This window comes from Flavitalea plasmicola, from assembly GCF_030546645.1.
In the GTDB taxonomy this organism is placed as follows: Bacteria; Bacteroidota; Bacteroidia; order Chitinophagales; family Chitinophagaceae; genus Puia.
In genome coordinates this window covers 262,069-278,700 of the sequence record NZ_JAUOTO010000008.1, presented here as the reverse complement: position 1 = coordinate 278,700, position 16,632 = coordinate 262,069, and the positions used below count along the sequence as shown (strand labels likewise).

17 protein-coding genes are annotated in these 16,632 nt (G+C 51.5%); 12 read left to right on the top strand and 5 right to left on the bottom strand.

Annotated elements, in window-relative coordinates:
- Positions 1-25: 25 nt before the first annotated feature.
- On the top strand, positions 26-1,024 hold the full coding sequence (gene holA, locus Q4E93_RS28980) for a DNA polymerase III subunit delta (protein WP_303591357.1): 999 nt from the start codon (positions 26-28) through the stop codon (positions 1,022-1,024).
- Between the two features lie 44 nt (positions 1,025-1,068).
- Here the strand turns inward: holA and Q4E93_RS28975 are convergent, their stop codons facing one another.
- Positions 1,069-2,073, bottom strand: coding sequence for a bifunctional riboflavin kinase/FAD synthetase (locus Q4E93_RS28975; protein ID WP_303591355.1), 1,005 nt, complete (start codon positions 2,071-2,073; stop codon positions 1,069-1,071).
- 91 nt (positions 2,074-2,164) lie between these two features.
- On the opposite strand from Q4E93_RS28975, the gene Q4E93_RS28970 reads away from it, so the two are divergent.
- Positions 2,165-3,340, top strand: coding sequence for an AIR synthase related protein (locus Q4E93_RS28970; RefSeq protein WP_303591353.1), 1,176 nt, complete (start codon positions 2,165-2,167; stop codon positions 3,338-3,340).
- Here Q4E93_RS28970 and Q4E93_RS28965 read toward each other — a convergent pair.
- Both Q4E93_RS28965 and Q4E93_RS28960 read right to left on the bottom strand, forming a co-directional pair.
- Positions 3,330-4,865 carry an N-acetylmuramoyl-L-alanine amidase gene (locus tag Q4E93_RS28965; RefSeq protein ID WP_303591351.1) on the bottom strand — a complete coding sequence of 512 codons (1,536 nt, stop codon included), beginning with the start codon at positions 4,863-4,865 and terminating at the stop codon, positions 3,330-3,332. The genes Q4E93_RS28970 and Q4E93_RS28965 overlap by 11 nt on opposite strands.
- Complete coding sequence (locus Q4E93_RS28960) at positions 4,862-5,242, bottom strand: BlaI/MecI/CopY family transcriptional regulator (RefSeq protein WP_303591349.1); 381 nt, start codon at positions 5,240-5,242, stop codon at positions 4,862-4,864. Before Q4E93_RS28960 ends, Q4E93_RS28965 begins: the two co-directional genes overlap by 4 nt.
- Positions 5,243-5,650: 408 nt before the next feature.
- On the opposite strand from Q4E93_RS28960, the gene Q4E93_RS28955 reads away from it, so the two are divergent.
- From Q4E93_RS28955 to Q4E93_RS28945, 3 genes are all read left to right on the top strand, one after another.
- A complete protein-coding gene (locus Q4E93_RS28955) occupies positions 5,651-6,508 on the top strand; it encodes a sigma-70 family RNA polymerase sigma factor (protein ID WP_188927610.1) in 858 nt (285 codons plus the stop codon).
- Between the two features lie 258 nt (positions 6,509-6,766).
- Entirely contained in the window at positions 6,767-7,714 is a 948-nt protein-coding gene (trxB, locus tag Q4E93_RS28950; RefSeq protein WP_303591342.1) for a thioredoxin-disulfide reductase, read from the top strand.
- A gap of 23 nt (positions 7,715-7,737) precedes the next feature.
- A complete protein-coding gene (locus Q4E93_RS28945) occupies positions 7,738-8,097 on the top strand; it encodes a dihydroneopterin aldolase (protein WP_303591340.1) in 360 nt (119 codons plus the stop codon).
- 5 nt (positions 8,098-8,102) lie between these two features.
- Here the strand turns inward: Q4E93_RS28945 and Q4E93_RS28940 are convergent, their stop codons facing one another.
- Entirely contained in the window at positions 8,103-9,458 is a 1,356-nt protein-coding gene (locus Q4E93_RS28940; RefSeq protein WP_303591337.1) for an MATE family efflux transporter, read from the bottom strand.
- Positions 9,459-9,516: 58 nt separating this feature from the next.
- On the opposite strand from Q4E93_RS28940, the gene Q4E93_RS28935 reads away from it, so the two are divergent.
- From Q4E93_RS28935 to Q4E93_RS28905, 7 genes are read left to right on the top strand one after another with little or no spacing between them, the layout of a single operon-like run.
- Complete coding sequence (locus Q4E93_RS28935; RefSeq protein ID WP_303591336.1) at positions 9,517-10,371, top strand: DUF3822 family protein; 855 nt, start codon at positions 9,517-9,519, stop codon at positions 10,369-10,371.
- Positions 10,362-10,907: an RsmD family RNA methyltransferase gene (locus tag Q4E93_RS28930; protein ID WP_303591335.1), complete on the top strand. Its 546-nt coding sequence runs from the start codon at positions 10,362-10,364 to the stop codon at positions 10,905-10,907. Before Q4E93_RS28935 ends, Q4E93_RS28930 begins: the two co-directional genes overlap by 10 nt.
- Positions 10,904-11,536 (top strand): dethiobiotin synthase, encoded by a 633-nt coding sequence (gene bioD, locus Q4E93_RS28925; protein WP_303591333.1) that lies wholly within the window; start codon positions 10,904-10,906, stop codon positions 11,534-11,536. The genes Q4E93_RS28930 and bioD overlap by 4 nt, the downstream gene beginning before the upstream one ends.
- A 35-nt stretch (positions 11,537-11,571) precedes the next feature.
- Positions 11,572-12,666 (top strand): tetraacyldisaccharide 4'-kinase, encoded by a 1,095-nt coding sequence (gene lpxK / locus Q4E93_RS28920; RefSeq protein WP_303591331.1) that lies wholly within the window; start codon positions 11,572-11,574, stop codon positions 12,664-12,666.
- 22 nt (positions 12,667-12,688) lie between these two features.
- The gene (gene rnr, locus Q4E93_RS28915; protein WP_303591329.1) at positions 12,689-14,728 is read left to right on the top strand and encodes a ribonuclease R; all 2,040 of its coding nucleotides are present in this window, start codon (positions 12,689-12,691) and stop codon (positions 14,726-14,728) included.
- 6 nt (positions 14,729-14,734) lie between these two features.
- Positions 14,735-15,700 (top strand): polyprenyl synthetase family protein, encoded by a 966-nt coding sequence (locus Q4E93_RS28910; RefSeq protein ID WP_303591327.1) that lies wholly within the window; start codon positions 14,735-14,737, stop codon positions 15,698-15,700.
- 58 nt (positions 15,701-15,758) lie between these two features.
- Entirely contained in the window at positions 15,759-16,034 is a 276-nt protein-coding gene (locus tag Q4E93_RS28905) for a hypothetical protein (RefSeq protein WP_303591326.1), read from the top strand.
- Here Q4E93_RS28905 and Q4E93_RS28900 read toward each other — a convergent pair.
- Complete coding sequence (locus Q4E93_RS28900) at positions 15,997-16,566, bottom strand: Crp/Fnr family transcriptional regulator (protein WP_303591325.1); 570 nt, start codon at positions 16,564-16,566, stop codon at positions 15,997-15,999. The genes Q4E93_RS28905 and Q4E93_RS28900 overlap by 38 nt on opposite strands.
- Positions 16,567-16,632 lie beyond the last annotated feature (66 nt).

The window sequence follows — 16,632 nt, the reverse complement described above, 5'->3', positions numbered from 1 at the left end:
ACATTTATCGAACAAATTCTATAGGATGTCTGTCGAAAAAATTCTTGGGGACTGGAAAAAATCGAAATTCAAACCTGTTTACTGGCTGGAAGGAGACGAAGAATACTACATCGATCAGTTGGTACAGTATGCGGAGCATCATATCCTTTCCGAGGCCGAAGCAGGGTTTAACCTGACCGTCTTTTATGGCAAGGATGCAGATTGGACGGCGGTAATCAATGCCTGCCGGCGCTATCCCATGTTTGCTGAAAGGCAGGTGGTGCTGTTGAAGGAGGCGCAGCAGATGCGCGACATCGACAAGCTGGAGGCTTATATTGAAAAGCCGCTGGCTTCCACGGTCTTTGTCGTTTCCTATAAAGAAAAAAAGGTAGATGGCCGCAGCAAGCTGGCTAAGCTGCTGAAGGATAAAGCAGAGCTTTTCACCACGAAGAAGATGTATGACAATCAGCTGCCTGATTGGACCGGCGAGCTGGTGAAGTCGAAGGGATATACCATCACCCAGAAAGCATTGCTGTTGCTGGTGGATCACATCGGCAATGATCTGAGCCGGATAGATAATGAGGTGGACAAGCTATTGGTGAACCTCACCGGCAGGAATAACATCACGGAGGATGACATCGAGAAATATGTAGGCGTCAGCAAGGAATACAATGTGTTTGAACTGCAGGATGCTTTTGCGAAGAAAGACAAGGTCAAGGCCATCCGAATCATCCAGTATTTCGAGAGCAATCCCAAAGCCGCCCCGATCCAGCTGATCCTGCCCAGTCTCTACAATTTCTTCAGCAAGGCATATATGGTCTTCGGGCAATCCGCATCGGATGAGAAGAGCGTAGCTGCCGCCATTGGCGTCAATCCTTATTTTGTAAAGGACTACCTGGCGGCGGCCCGGAATTACAGTTATGCGGGTATCGAGCAGGGGTTATTGCTGCTGCATGCCTATAATCTGAAAAGCGTGGGGGTTGGCAGCGCGGGTACGGAGGATGGGGCGTTGCTGAAGGAGCTGGCGGTGAAGATCATGTCTTAGCTGTGAGCTGCAAGCTACAAGCTACAAGCTGCAAGTGAGTTTTATTAAGTTCCTGGCTTGTAGCTATCAGCTAGCAGCTTGAGGCTTTCTTCCGCTGCTACTTTGTCTTTTGCCAGTTGTTGCTTCAAAGCATCCAGCCCCGCAAATTTTTGTTCCCCGCGGAGATGTTTTTTCACGAAGACGCGGAGCAGCCTGCCGTATATGTCACTGTTGAAATCGAAGATATTTACTTCAATGACCCGGCGGGTGCCGTCTACGGTCGGTCTCATCCCGATGTTCATCATCCCTTTCCAACGGGTGGCGCTGTTACCGGGAGCGGCTGCCGCTGTGCTGTCGTCTTCCCAATCGGGTATTTCCGCTGCTTCGACGGCATATACGCCGTCTCCGGGAATGAGCTTTTCAGCGTCTTCTACCTGGAGATTGGCGGTGGGATAGCCGATGGTGCGGCCCAGCTTATTGCCTTCCACCACACGACCGGCAAAAAAGAAGTCATAGCCCAGCAGGCGATTGGCTGTATCCAGGTCTGCCCTGGTGATGGCTTCCCGTATCCGGGTGGAGCTGACGGAGATCTCATTCAGCAGGTGTACGGGGATCTCCTGCAGCCTGAACCCTTCCTGGCGGCTGAAATCTTCCAGCAGGTGATAATCGCCCTTTCTTCCTTTCCCGAACTGGTGATCATAGCCGATGATGATGGTATGGGGATGGAATTTCTCCAGGAGGAATTCTTTTACGTATTGCTCCGCGGTCAGCTGTGAGAAAGCTTCCGTGAAAGGGACGATGACCAGGTGATCTATTCCATTCCAGGACAGGAGCTCGATCTTTTCCCGCAGGGTATTGAGGAGGCGGATGTCCGCCGTAGCGCCTTTGACGATCTTGCGGGGATGCGGGTGGAAGGTGATGATGACTGTTTCGCCATCGATACGGGCCGCCTCCTGCCGCAATTGTTCCAGGATCTGCTGGTGTCCGGTGTGGACGCCGTCGAAGGTCCCGATAGTGATGACGGCACGGCGAAAAGCAGGCAGGAGGTCTGTATTTTTATATATGTGCATCTTGGATAGCCATTGGGTTTTGTGGCCAGGATGGCTGCAAATCTATATGGATTTATTCAATTGCCATAAATCTTATTACCTTCGCCGCACTATGTCATTGTATGCTCAACGGGGAGTTTCAGCCCAGAAAGAAGAAGTTCACCAGGCCACCGAAAAGCTGGATAAGGGCCTTTACCCGAATGCTTTTTGCAAGATCTACCCGGACTACCTGGGAGGGGATAAAGACTGGGTCAATCTCATGCATGCGGATGGTGCAGGCACCAAGAGTATTCTGGCTTATTTGTACTGGAAAGAGACGGGGGACCTTTCTGTGTGGAGAGGTATTGCCCGGGATGCTATCGCCATGAACCTGGACGATCTGTTGTGCGTGGGTATCCATGATAATTTTCTTTTCTCCTCCACGATCGACCGGAATAAAAAGAATATACCGGGTGAAGTATTGGAAGCCATCATCAATGGCTCGCAGGAGTTTTTCGACGAGCTGAAGCCATTTGGCGTCGGCATCCGGTATCTGGGTGGGGAGACGGCGGATGTGGGAGACGTGGTAAGGACCATTGCCGTCAACGGCACGATGGCGGCAAGATGGCCGAAGGACAAGCTGGTCACCAATGACAGGATAGGGGCGGGAGATGTGATCGTAGGTTTTGCCAGTTACGGGCAAGCCACTTATGAGACGGAATACAACAGCGGCATCGGCAGCAATGGGCTCACCAGCGCCCGTCACGACACGTTGCACAAGACCTATGGCGCGAGGTTCCATGAATCTTACGACACCAGCCTTGACGAGCATGTCGTGTATATAGGGCCTCATTTGATGACGGACAAGATAGATGTGCCGGGTTCGGCCGTCGTTACGGATATCGGTCACCTGCTGCTGAGTCCTACCCGCACCTATGCTCCTTTGCTGAAGCAGCTGCTGACAGAACAGTTCGACAAGATCCACGGACTCATACATTGCAGCGGCGGAGGTCAGACCAAATGCATGAAATACCTGCCCGGCAATTTCAAAATCATCAAGGACGATCTTTTCGAAGCTCCTTTAATCTTTCAGCTGATACAGCGGGCTTCCGGTTCGGATAACCGGGAGATGTACCAGGTATTCAATATGGGCCACCGCCTGGAGATCTTCACGGATGCCAGGGCTGCGGAGGACATGATCCAGGTTGCAAAAAAGTTAGGCATTGAAGGAAAAATTGTCGGCCGCGTGGAAGCAGCCGACAGGAAGAGTCTTTTGCTGAAAGCAGGAAATGAAGAAATTATTTACTGACCTGGCTGGCGGCATAATTACGTATTCCCTGTAATATATTTCTGGCAATGAGCTCCTGGTGGTCATCTTTGCTGAGGTAGGCCAGGTCTTTTTCGCTATTGATATTTCCGCATAGCAGCAATACGGCGGGCATCTCCGTTTTGTCAAGCACATAAATATGTTCCTTTCTTTGTTTGAGCGCGGCTTCGGTGGGGTAGCTTTTCTTTAAGCTCTCTGTCAGCGCGGTGCCCAGCGCAACACATTGGGGATAATGCGCATTGTCTTTTGCAACGAAAATACTAAACCCTCTGACGTCTTTCGAGGCGAGCATGTCCGTGTGGATGGCGATGAACAGATCGGCTTTATTCTCGTTGGCCATGTCAGCGCGGTAGCATAAGGATTCGTATGCAGTGGATTTGCCGCCCGCCAGCTGATCGTTCTCACGGGTCATCAGCACGCGTATATTATATTCTGTGCTGAGCTTTTTTATTTTTGCAGCGATGGCCAGGTTGAGGCTCTTTTCTTCTATGCCATTTTTGCTGATCGCGCCGGGGTCGATGCCTCCATGTCCCGCATCGATGACGACCGTAATGGGCCGGTCATTTGTAATGATCCGGACATTTGCGTAGGGGTGATGTTTGTTGCCAAAAGCACTGAATAAGAGGAACAGGAGCGGGAGGCTCATTACCCGGCCAAGCAGGGTGGGGCGAATGGTTTTTGATTGGATGATCATGGTGATCCGACGTTTTATGGGTGATTGAAAAAAAGGATGCAGTAGAGAAGGAGACGGATGGCGGATGGTCTGCCACAGCAGCGATTCCGCATATTGATACCGGTCGCCTTCGGAAATCGCATCGTTGTCGGCCAGAAATTCGTGGACGGCTCTTATTTCACGGTATACAAGATGGAAAATAGGATTGAACCAACCCACTGCCGCCAACGGTTTCAGCAGCAGGAGGTCGAAGCTATGATTTTGTCGTACGTGGTTCAGTTCGTGGCGGAGTATCTGTTTGCCCGTGACACTATGGAGATCCAGCTGATCGTTCCAGAAAATATTCTTCAGGAAAGAAAAGGGGGTGCCTGGCTCATGGGTGCCAAAAAAATGAATATCACCCATTCTTTTCCCCGGGTATTTTTTCGTGAGCTGATGGATATAACGGAGCTGGCGGAAGAATTGATACAAGAGGAGGATGACCACCAGGACATAGGCTATGAGCGCGAGTGTCTGCCAGGAAGGCAGGGTTGACCACCCTGGGGCCGAAGGCCGCATCAGCGTATCTGTTTCTTTCCATTCACCACTGGAGACAGCAGACGCGGCTGCCTGTGCAGGGAGGTCCTGCATTGCCGGCCAAAGGTATCCGGCCAGGGGGAGGCGCAGGAAAGGAATGACCAGGGACAGCAGGGGGATTGCCAGCAGGAAGCACCGGTTGAATTGATGGAAGCTGCGGTTGCGGAGGAGCAGCCGGTAATAGCCAAACAGCACCGCCGAGATCAGGATGATACGTAGTGCGTATAAAAGTGCCGGATTATTGAATAAAAAGTTCATAATGAGTTGTTTCTGGACGAACGGATCTGTTGTAACAGTGCTTCCAGGTCTTCCAGGCTTAGTTTATTGTCGTTAACAAATTGGGATACCAGCTTGGCAGGAGAGCCTTCAAAATAGCCTTTGACGAGCTGGTTGACGCTTTTTCTACCGTATTCCGCCTTGGTGATCCGTGGCTGGTAATAATTATTCCTGCCCAGCACTTCGTATTGAACGTATCCTTTCTCTACCAGGATCCTGAGTAGGGTGGCGATGGTATTGGAATGGGGTTTGGGGTCCGGGGTCTCGTCGATGATGTCTTTGAGGAACCCTTTTCCCAGTCGCCATAGGACCTGCATCACCTGTTCTTCGGCTTTTGTAAGCGGCTTGTAGGAGCTCATTTTGCAACTAAATTTTTAGTTATGCCGATAAAAATATAACTATTTGTTTAGTTATAAAACTTTTGACAGGTTTTTTTTCTCCCGAACCATTCCGCCGCCTGAAATGTTAATAAATCGTGTACAACTACCGGGATCTGTTATCTGCAAAAGATTTGGTAGAATTGGAAAGGGGCATTACTGTTACACGGCGCAACTTAAAAATCAAAAAAAGAGATTAAAATCCCCTTTTTTATTCCCCAACGCTATGAAGTACCAACTTCCGTGACTATTTTTGCAAACGGTTCTGGACGGAATGATGCTTAACTTATCTTTTGCACTTATTTTGCAACTTTCGTGAACCCTCCTGGTCCAATACTTGTTGATTAATTAAGTACCCGACAGTATTTTTGTCATCTTTTATTATTTGATATGAGGCAACTTAAGATTGCTACACAGATTACGAACCGTGATTCTCAGGCGGTTGAGAAGTATTTGCAGGAAATTTCGAAGATTCCGATGATTACTCCTGAGGAGGAGACTGTGCTCGCCCAGCGGATCAAGATGGGCGACCAGAAGGCATTGGATAAGTTGGTGCAGGCCAACTTGCGCTTCGTGGTTTCTGTGGCAAAGCAATATCAGCACCAGGGGTTATCGCTGAGTGATTTGATCAACGAGGGCAACCTCGGCTTAATTAAAGCGGCTCAACGCTTTGATGAGACCAAAGGTTTCAAGTTTATATCCTACGCGGTTTGGTGGATCCGCCAGTCCATCCTGCAGGCGTTGGCAGAGCAGGGCAGATTAGTCCGCCTGCCTCAAAACAAAATTGGCACGTACAACAAGGCTAATAAGGCGTATATGGCTTTCGAGCAGGAACATGAGCGGGAGCCCAGTACAGAGGAGTTAGCCGAGTTATTGGAAATGAGCGAAACGGAGATCAACAACATTTTCCAAAGCAACACCCGTCACAGTTCGCTTGACGCGCCTGTACACGAGGCTGAAGATGTGGCGATGGGTGATTTGCTGGAAGGTGGGGATGAAACGGATGACGATGTGATGAAGGATTCACTGCGTGCGGAGATCCGCCGTGTGCTGAAATCGCTTAGTCCCCGTGAAGCTGAGATCGTGAATGCATATTTCGGCCTGGATGGCGAGAATGGTGTTACCATCGAGCAAATTGGGCAGAAATATGATCTGACCAAGGAACGCATTCGCCAGATCAAGGAAAGGGCTATTAAGCGTCTGCAGAAAGCCCGCTACAGCAATGCATTGAAAGCATATTTGGGATAATCCACCGATATTTTCCTTTCATTAAGACCCCGGTATTCGCCGGGGTCTTGTTTTTATGGCATTTTTCCGACTTACAGATATCAAAGCCGATGACGACCCTGTACGAGGAAGAGCAGCGTAATTGTTATAGTGTCTCACTGGCATACCGTTTAGTCTGGAAAGTAAACATATTATTCACACTCAGGCAAGAGGTCATGCAAACGACATTCATTTTCCCTATTTCGGGTTACATTTGCTATCCCTAAATTTTGTATGAGCATGGATGTTGCAAAAAGTGAAAAAGTACATTGTCTTATAATAGGTTCAGGTCCTGCGGGCTATACGGCTGCCGTTTATGCGGCCCGTGCCAACCTGCGGCCCGTGCTCTACCAGGGCATCCAGCCCGGGGGGCAACTGACCATCACTACGGAAGTAGAGAATTATCCCGGCTATCCGGACGGTGTCCAGGGGCCCGAGATGATGGTGCATTTTGAAAAGCAGGCCACCCGCATGGGTGCTGACATACGGTATGGATTGGCTACGAAGGTGGATTTTTCCGTTCGGCCTTTCAAGGTCTGGATCGACGAGGAGAAACTGATAGAGGCGGACGCAGTGATCATTGCCACCGGGGCTACCGCCAAATGGCTGGGGCTGGAGAGCGAACAGCGGCTCAATGGATATGGGGTCAGCGCCTGCGCGGTTTGCGACGGCTTTTTCTTTCGCAATAAGGAGGTCGCTATCGTCGGCGCCGGTGACACGGCAGCGGAGGAAGCGCTCTATTTGTCCAAGCTGGCTACCAACGTTCATATGCTGATCCGCAGCGAGAAGATGCGTGCGTCCCGGATCATGCAGGAAAGGGTACAGCAAACGCCCAACATTAAAGTCTACTGGAATAGCGAAGCGGACGAGGTGCTGGGGGAGAGCAGGGTAGAGGGTCTGCGGATCCGCAACAACAGGACGGGAGAGAAGCAGGTGGTGCCTTTAAGCGGCTTTTTCGTAGCGATCGGTCACCAACCTAATTCCGGGATCTTCTCGGATTTCCTGGAACTGGACGAAGCCGGCTATATAAAGACCGTGCCCGGCACTTCCCGTACGAATGTGGAAGGGGTATTTGCAGCGGGGGATGTGCAGGATAAGATATACAGACAGGCCGTGACGGCCGCCGGCAGCGGCTGTATGGCCGCGCTGGATGCAGAACGGTATTTATCTGCCAAGGGCCTGGCCTGACCAGGCTAAAACAAAAAACCATTATGGTTACAGTCAGGCTACATAACCTGATCTTTTCAGGGAATCACGGGGTATTCAAGGAAGAGTTGGCGACGGGCAATACCTTCGAAGTGCACCTGGATGTGCTCTACGATGAAAAGGACCGTCCATTTGAGAGCCTGGATACGATCGTCAATTACGTCACCTTGTTTGCCATCGTCAAGCAGCGGATGCATCAACCCTCCCCATTATTGGAAAAGATCGCGGACGAGATCATCGGCAAGATCAAGGTACAATATCCTTTTATCCGGGAAGTGATCATTTCCATTTACAAATTACAGGCTCCCATTGGTAATTTTCAAGGCAAGGCGGGGATGACCCTCCATAAGAAATTCGACGGCTGAGCACGTCAGATGATCTTTCCTTTCCATTTCCCGCTGCGGATATACAGGTAAGAAAAAACAAAGAGCGAAAGCCAGTACACCCATTCCGACATCCAGCCATACAGGATGGACATATTCCACCGCTCCAGCACCAGGTACACATAGCAGCAATAGAAAACGATGGTGATCAGCTCGATCAGCAGGTTGATACGGGTATTGGCCGTACCGGTGACGGCATTCAGCCAGATGGTGGCGAAAGACATCATTACCAGGGCGGAGGACACCACTCGTATGACGGGAATGGCGGCGGCTGTAAAAGATGCGTCCTGGCCATACACCGCGAGGAAGGCGGTAGGAAAGATATTCAGCAGGAGCGCCACGATCACCGCAAAGCCAACGCTTAGCCGCAGGATCTTGTGGATGAGCTCTATGACACGGTCTTCCATTTTCTGCCCGATGATATTACTCACCATGGCATTGGTGGTGGAAGCGAAGGCCCAGGTGAAAACACCGAAGAGCCCGAAGATATTACGCATGGTATTGCTGATGGCCAGCGCCTGCCGGCCATGATGCTCGATAAGGATGTAAAAAAAGACCCAGGCCATGATGCTGAGGGAGTATTGGAACACAAGCGGGGAGGATTGGACAAGGATGAGCCGCGTATTGGCGGCATCGAAGCGCCAGTGTTTGTACAGCTGTAATTGTTTGCTTACTCCTTTTGCGTTGATGACGAGAAACACTACTAACATACCGGCCGCTTCTGCGGCGATGGAGGCGTAAGCGGCGCCATTGAATCCAAGGGCGGGCAACCCCAGGTGACCATAGATCAATGCGTAGTCCAGGGTTATGTTGACTATGGTTTCCGCCAGCGTACCATATACGAGGTATTTGCTTTGGTTGGTGCCTACCAGCAGGGCATTGCGCATTTGATAAATGTAGAGAAAGGGCAGGCCCCAGATGCGGATGCGCAGGAAATGTACCGCCTGGTCCCGCAGTTCCTGTGATCTCAGTGAAAAAGACAGGACGGCGGGAGCAAGGAACCAGGTGAGGAGGATGCCGGTGAAGGCCAGGCCCATGGCGATGATCATCCCCTGTGAAAAGAGCTTACCGATCTCCCCGATGCGATCTTCCCCCGCCCTCCGTGCGATGAGGGCCTGGAGGCCGTTGTTCAATCCCTGGCCTATGACGGCAAACAGCAGATAATAGACACCGGTGATACCAGCGGTGGACAGCGATTCGGCATGCTCATCCAGGTGTCCCAAGAAGATATTATTGGTGATAAAGTTGATCTGTGGCACGAGGATGGCCAGGCTGATGGGCAAGGCCATGCGCAGGATGTCCCTGGTAGTGATTGAAACCTTATAGTTTACCTTTGTCGCCATAATGAAAAAAGGAGTGCAAGATAAACTTCTTTTAAGTATTATTGCAGCACTTATAACTATGCTAAAACCAGCTTTTCAAATAGAAGTTCCTGAGATCCCGGATGAGGATCTGCTGCAGTGTCGCCTGCTTGTCGAGGTCAATGCGCATTCTTTCACCTATACATTGCTGAACCAGCGGAATATGGGACCGATGGTGGTGAAATACTTCCAGCTGGACCAGGAAAAGAACAAGCCGCTGACCGAGACGCTGCGGGAGATATTGGAAGGAGAGCCTTTGTTCAAAAGGACGGTGAAAGAGACCCTGCTGATCTATAACTTCCCGGAGAGCAGCCTGGTGCCCGAGCCTTTGTTCAGTATGGACACGAATAAGGAGGTCATCGATATGCTGCATGGCAATCTTCAGAAGGGGTTGGTGCTCTCGGAGAAAATACCCTGGTGGGAATTGTTCAATGTATACCGGATCTCTCCTGAATTGCATCATTTGCTGCAACAGCAATTCACGGCCGGCAAATACTGGCATTACTACAGTTTGCTGCTGAAGAGCTATAAGATGTTTGATTCGAGCGATGGGCAGGATTGTCTCAAAGTGATCTTCTATCCTGACAAGATGGTGGCGCTGTTGGTTAAAAAGGGGAAGGTGCACCTGATGCAGACGTTTCCTTACCAGGATGCCAGGGATGTGGTTTACCACTTACTGAACGCCTGCCGTCAACTGGACATCGACCCGTTGAAAATAAAGGTGCTAGTTGGCGGTCTAATAGACAGGCAGTCAGCCCTTAGCGAAGAGTTACATAAATATTTTCTTCAGGTTAGTTTCGAAATGATCGACGAGAGCATCAAAGTAACGGATGAATTGAAGGAGTTGCCCTTGCATTATTTCTCATCAATATTGAAAATGGCGGTATGCGCATAATCGGAGGTGAGCTGGGGGGCCGGAGGGTACATCCTCCTGCCAGGATGCCTTTTACCCGTCCCACGACGGATATCGCCAAGGAGGGGTTGTTCAATATCCTGGAGAACAACCTGGAGCTGGCGGGGCTGCGTACCCTCGACCTTTTCGGGGGGACGGGCAGTATCAGCTATGAGCTGGCTTCGAGGGGGGTAAAGGATCTGACAGTGGTGGAGAAGGATCCTGCCATGTTCAGCTTTATCCGGAAGAGTGTACATGAGCTGGGACTGGAACCGTTTTGTAAGGTAATCCGCATGGATGTATTCAAGTATATGCAGGAGTGCACGGAGCAGTTTGACTTCATTTTTGCGGGACCGCCTTATGCGCTGGCCACTATCGATGAGCTGCCCAGGCTGGTAGTGGAGAAGAAGCTGTTGCGGGAAAAGGGGTGGTTTGTCCTGGAGCATACTCCCCGCAATAACTACGAAGCCTACCCTTTGTTTGTGACACAACGAAACTACGGAACGACAATTTTCTCCATATTTGTCAATAAGTTATGAAGCCTATCTTCATTTCAGGTATAGGTACGGATGTCGGCAAGACGGTGGTGGCGGCTATTGTCACCGAGGCGTTGGGTGCTGTCTATTGGAAGCCTGTGCAGGCGGGGTTTGACCAGGGGACGGACACGGAGTGGGTGGCTGGAAGGCTTAGCGATCCCAGGGTGTTGACGGAAACTTACAAGCTGGCTTTTCCGGCTTCGCCGCATATTGCGGCACGCAGGGAAGGGATCCGGATCAGCCTGGACCGGATAGTGGAAGCGATGCCGGCGGACGGTCCATTGGTGGTGGAAGGTGCGGGAGGGCTGCTGGTACCGCTGAATGAGGAAGAGTTCGTCCTTGACCTGGTGAAGCGGCTGGATGCCCGCGTGATACTGGTAAGCCGTAACTACCTGGGCAGCATCAATCATTCATTGCTGACGGCCGCTGTCTGCAGGGCGAATGGCCTGGATGTCGCCGGCTGGATCTTCAATGATCAGTATCTTGATTATGAACGGGAGATCGCGGCGTGGTCTGCATTACCCGTTATTGCAACGATCCCTTTCCGCCAGGATCCTGACGAAGCATTTGTCGCAGCGCAGGCAGAGCGTATCCGGGGCCGCCTGGAGGCATGTCTTTTAGCCTCAGCCTGAATTTTTTACGTACCTTTAGGGGGTGAACAATAACTATGAACTTTAATTTTCCGCTGCTTAAGCCTATTCGGATACTCTTATTTCCCCTCTCTCTTTTATATGCTTTGATCATCTTGCTCCGCAACTGGTGTTATGACAGAAAGATCTTTTCTTCCACCTCCTTCAACCTGCCGATCATCTGTGTCGGAAATGTGGCGGTGGGGGGAACGGGCAAATCCCCGATGGTGGAGCTGCTGATTCGGACGCTTAAAGACAGGTTTCCGGTGGCTGTGCTCAGCAGGGGGTATAAACGGAAGACCCGGGGCTATGCGCTGGCCGGTGGGCAGACCACCGCGCTTGACATTGGCGACGAGCCGATGCAGTTCCACAGTAAATTCCCTGATGTTGCGGTGGCGGTGGGAGAGGAGCGGATCGTGGCCATTCCGCAGCTGTTGCATGACCGTCCCAAGACCCGTGCTATCATCCTGGACGATGCTTTTCAGCACCGGGCGGTCAGGGCCGGGCTAAATATCCTGCTCACGGAGTACGCTAATCTTTTTACCAGGGATTGGTGGCTTCCCAGCGGCGATCTGCGGGATGCTCCGGGGAGCTACCGGCGCGCCGACCTGATCGTTGTCACCAAATGTCCTGAGGACCTTTCGGAGGACCAGCGAAGGGACACTATCCTGGAAATTAACCCGCTGAAGCATCAGCAGGTGTTCTTCTCCTCGATTCAGTACGGTCTGCCTTATCATATAACGAAAGGGGATACGATGGTGATCAACGACCAGATGGAAGTGCTGCTGGTGACGGGCATCGCCAATCCGGCGCCGTTGAAAAAATGGCTGGGTGAAAAGGCGGGGAGCTATTTTGAGCTGGCTTACAGCGATCATCATATTTTCACTATCGATGATCTGCACTATATGATCCGCCGCTTCAGCAGTATGGCAGAACGGAATAAGATCATCCTGACCACGGAGAAGGACGCTGTCCGCCTGATCAAGTTCCGGCAGGAACTGGAGGTATGGCCTTTCTATGTGCTGCCTATCGAGCCGCGGTTTTTATTCAGCGAGCAACCGCGTTTTACTGATTTAATCATTAAATTCATTACCAATTTCAAACCATCCGTCGAGGCCGGCGTGCATGTTTGAGTAATTATCTAATATCGACTACATGAAGACGAAGAAGAAAAAGAAGAAAAGAACCGGTGAGCAATCCCCTGATCTATTGACAGGCCGGCTGGACGTCACCCGTTCCGGGATGGGCTTTGTGATCATTGAAGGACGGGAGCAGGATGTCCTGGTCCGCCCTTCTGACTTTAATACTGCCTTGCACGGCGATACCGTACGGGTCCGGCTGACCGGAAATCCAAACCGCAGCGGCCGTCAGCAGGGGGAAGTGGTCGAGGTAGCCGTCCGGAAGCAAATGGAATTCCTTGGGCATGTCGAGCTGAGCCAGTCCTTTGCGTTCTTTATTGCAGAGACGGATAAGCCCATGCCGGATATCTATATACCGCTTTCAAAGTTAAATGGCGCCGTGAATAATGACCGGGTCATCGTAAGGATCGTGGAGTGGGAGAAGAACAAGAAGCCCCAGGGAGAAGTGATCCAGATCATGGACAAAGAGGATGGGAATGACAAGGCAATGAAGGAGATCCTGCTGGAAAACGGCTTCCCTATCTTCTTCCCCGAGCCCGTCTTGGAGGAATCCGAAAGATTGCCGGATCTGATCCCCTCGTCGGAGATAAAGATCCGCAAGGACCTGCGGGATATCCTCACCTTTACCATCGACCCTGTGGATGCCAAAGACTTTGATGATGCCATCTCCATCCGTACCCTGAAAAATGGTAATTGGGAGATAGGCGTGCATATTGCCGACGTAAGTCATTATGTAGAGCCCGAGACGGCCCTGGACAAGGAGGCATATACCCGCGCCACTTCCGTATATCTGCCGGACCGTGTCAACCCCATGTTGCCGGAAAGGATCTCCAATGAGCTTTGTTCGCTGCGTCCCCATGAGGATAAGCTGACGTTCTCCACTATCTTTCAGATGACCCCCAAAGGAGAGGTGAAGCATTATTGGATCGGAAAGACGTTGATCCATTCGGACCATCGCTTCACCTATGAGGAAGTGCAGGAGATCATCGAGCAGAAGGATGGCCTATATCAAAAAGAAGTGGAGGTATTAAACGATATCGCGCAACGACTTAGAAAGCAGCGATTTAAGAAGGGAGCTATCAATTTTTCTTCCACTGAGGTCCGCTTTAAGCTGGATGACAAAGGCCGGCCCATCGGTATTATGGTGAAAGAGAGCAAGGAGGCGCATCAGCTGGTGGAAGAGTTTATGCTGCTGGCCAACCGTACGGTGGCAGAAAACGTGGGCAAGATCAAAGTGAACAAGAAGCCGATACCCTTTCCTTACCGGGTGCATGATACGCCGGATAAGGAGAAGCTTCTTCCATTTATTGAATTTGCGAAAAAGTATGGGCATGTATTCGATCTGAAATCTCCGGAGGCGATAGCTGCCAGCTTTAACCAGATGCTGCAGGATGTGCAAGGGCGGCCGGAGCAGCATGTATTGGAGCAGCTGGGTATCCGGACGATGGCAAAAGCTATTTATACCACCGAGAACATTGGTCACTATGGATTGGGGTTTGAGCATTACTGCCATTTTACCTCTCCGATTAGAAGATACCCTGACGTGCTGGTTCATAGAATATTATACGAATGTCTTCAAGAAAAAATAGAGATAGATAAGAAGCTGGAGGCCAAATGCCGGCATTCCAGCGAGCGGGAACGGGCGGCTATGGATAGCGAGCGGGCCGCCAACAAGTACAAGCAGGTGGAGTATATGCAGGGATTTCTGGGTGAGGAGTTTGAAGGGGTCATCAGCGGGGTGGCTTCATTTGGCTTCTGGGTAGAGACCCTCGAACATAAGTGCGAAGGGTTGGTGAGCCTCAACAGTCTGCTGGAATATGATGATTTCAGGCATGTCGAAAGCGACTACAGCCTGGTGGGGCGGCGCAGTGGCCGGCAGTTCCGGATGGGTGACAAAGTCACGATCAAGGTCGTGGCCGCCAATCTTGCCAAACGGCAGCTGGACTATGAGTGGGTGATCGTCACCGCAGGAGCCGGGGAAATGACGGGGGTTAAGGACGTGGAGGCGGTGAAAGCAAAGGCAAAAGAAAAGAAACCAAAAAAGAAAAAGAAATAGCCGTCCATGCACAGTTTTGAAGCTTTATCGGCGGAATTCACGGCCAGGTTCCAGGCGCAGCATTTTCCTTCTCATCCCGCCACTTTATATGAGCCTGCCAATTATTTCCTGGGCATTGGCGGCAAGCGGATAAGGCCCGTGCTTTGCCTGATGGGCAACGAGCTTTTTGGTGACATCGATCCCGATGCCTGGCATCTGGCGGCCAGCATTGAGCTCTTCCACAATTTCACCCTTATACACGATGATATCATGGACAAAGCGCCCTTGCGGCGGGGCAAGCCCACGGTACATGAGAAGTACGGCGCTTCAACGGCTTTGCTGACGGGTGATGTGATGATGGTGGTAGCTTATGATTATCTCAGCAAGATCCAGGCGCAGCATATCCGTCCTATCATGCATATCTATAACCAGACGGCCAGGGAGGTCTGCGAGGGACAGCAGCTGGACATGGACTTTGAGCGTATGGAACGGGTGGGTCTGAAGGAATACCAACGGATGATCGGGCTCAAGACTTCGGTTCTCCTGGCTGCCAGTCTCCGGATCGGCGCCATCCTGGGGGGCGCAGGTCTGGGTAACCAGCAACATATCTATGAATTCGGGAAGAACCTGGGCCTGGCTTTCCAGGTACAGGACGATTACCTGGATGCATTCGGCGACCCGGAAAAATTCGGCAAGCAGGTGGGAGGGGATATTGTGGCGGGGAAAAAGACTTTCCTGCTTATCAAGACGCTGGAAGTGGCTACGGATGCGCAGCGCCGGGAGATGATCCGGCTTACAAACGCCGACGCAGCTACGAAGGTGGAAGGCATGTTACAGATCTTCGAAGATTGCGGCGTCGATGCGTGGGCGAGGGAATTGAAGGAGCAGTACATGGAGGCTGCTCATCAGCAACTGGAGGATATCGCCGTCCTTGACCGCCGCAAAGAGCCTTTGCGGCAACTGGCCGCTTTTCTCGTCCAAAGGGAATATTAGGAAGTGGCCTTATCAGGCCGCGGCTTCCCGTGGCGGTTCCGGTATATTCAGCTAAAAATTGCAAGACAGCACGGACGAAGCGCGGGTCGCTTTCATAAGAAGATGCCTGGAATGCGGCTGTATCCGCAGCTTTAGAGATATTTTCCTTCTCTTTCCTCTTCCTGCGCTAGGCAAGCTGATACAGCTGTCCGCCCAGTGTCTTGCCGGCAAGGCGGTCCATCCGGAGGAATTTACTTACAACGAGATCATACGGCTGGCGGATGTGCTGCAGGTCGAAGAGGAGCTGATGCATCGGTTTATCCGTCATCAGCTGGAAGATGCCGCAGGCGGCTAAGCATCACCTCGGTGATACCCAGGTAAGAGGCAACATGTTTACCCCTGGCCTTTTCCAGCAGCCCGGGGAACCGCCGGACAAACCAGGCCAGCCGTTGGGGAGACTGCTGCATCCACATGGCCTGCATTTTACTTTCGCAGTCCAGCAGGTGCCTTGTGGTCACTTCCTGTTTCAGTAGGTCGAACTGAGGAAAGTCAAGACAGATACAGCGCAGGCTGTCATAGCTAAGCATGCAGACGATGGATGGTTCCACCGCCTGCATGTATTCTATCCCCTCCTTCTGACACAGGAAGCTTTCCGCGGACCAGCAGAATGCGCCTTCCTGCGCGAAACAGGAAGTGATCTCTTTGTTACCCCGGCGATAGTAGGATCGAAGCAGTCCGGATTCCACGAAATAGATATGCCTGCATACCTCGCCGGCTTTCAGCAGGAATTGACGGGGAGCAAAGGAGCGTGCCCGGATGCGTTCCAGGTAAGCATCATTCAGCGCAGGGGATAGCGACCGGGGAAAATAGCTGATGGGTATGTTCATGACCGGGAAATTTAAGACGTGACAAAGGATGACGACTTATTCCCGGGTGGAGGGAGAAGAGTAAAG

Coding starts and splice junctions, on each gene's coding strand:
- Q4E93_RS28910 (WP_303591327.1), top strand. CDS start 14,735: ATGCACAGTTTTGAAGCTTTATCGGCGGAATTCACGGCCAGGTTCCAG.
- Q4E93_RS28955 (WP_188927610.1), top strand. CDS start 5,651: ATGAGGCAACTTAAGATTGCTACACAGATTACGAACCGTGATTCTCAG.
- trxB (WP_303591342.1), top strand. CDS start 6,767: ATGGATGTTGCAAAAAGTGAAAAAGTACATTGTCTTATAATAGGTTCA.
- Q4E93_RS28945 (WP_303591340.1), top strand. CDS start 7,738: ATGGTTACAGTCAGGCTACATAACCTGATCTTTTCAGGGAATCACGGG.
- rnr (WP_303591329.1), top strand. CDS start 12,689: ATGAAGACGAAGAAGAAAAAGAAGAAAAGAACCGGTGAGCAATCCCCT.
- bioD (WP_303591333.1), top strand. CDS start 10,904: ATGAAGCCTATCTTCATTTCAGGTATAGGTACGGATGTCGGCAAGACG.
- Q4E93_RS28930 (WP_303591335.1), top strand. CDS start 10,362: ATGCGCATAATCGGAGGTGAGCTGGGGGGCCGGAGGGTACATCCTCCT.
- holA (WP_303591357.1), top strand. CDS start 26: ATGTCTGTCGAAAAAATTCTTGGGGACTGGAAAAAATCGAAATTCAAA.
- Q4E93_RS28940 (WP_303591337.1), bottom strand. CDS start 9,458: ATGGCGACAAAGGTAAACTATAAGGTTTCAATCACTACCAGGGACATC.
- Q4E93_RS28960 (WP_303591349.1), bottom strand. CDS start 5,242: ATGAGCTCCTACAAGCCGCTTACAAAAGCCGAAGAACAGGTGATGCAG.
- lpxK (WP_303591331.1), top strand. CDS start 11,572: ATGAACTTTAATTTTCCGCTGCTTAAGCCTATTCGGATACTCTTATTT.
- Q4E93_RS28935 (WP_303591336.1), top strand. CDS start 9,517: ATGCTAAAACCAGCTTTTCAAATAGAAGTTCCTGAGATCCCGGATGAG.
- Q4E93_RS28975 (WP_303591355.1), bottom strand. CDS start 2,073: ATGCACATATATAAAAATACAGACCTCCTGCCTGCTTTTCGCCGTGCC.
- Q4E93_RS28965 (WP_303591351.1), bottom strand. CDS start 4,865: ATGAACTTTTTATTCAATAATCCGGCACTTTTATACGCACTACGTATC.
- Q4E93_RS28900 (WP_303591325.1), bottom strand. CDS start 16,566: ATGAACATACCCATCAGCTATTTTCCCCGGTCGCTATCCCCTGCGCTG.
- Q4E93_RS28970 (WP_303591353.1), top strand. CDS start 2,165: ATGTCATTGTATGCTCAACGGGGAGTTTCAGCCCAGAAAGAAGAAGTT.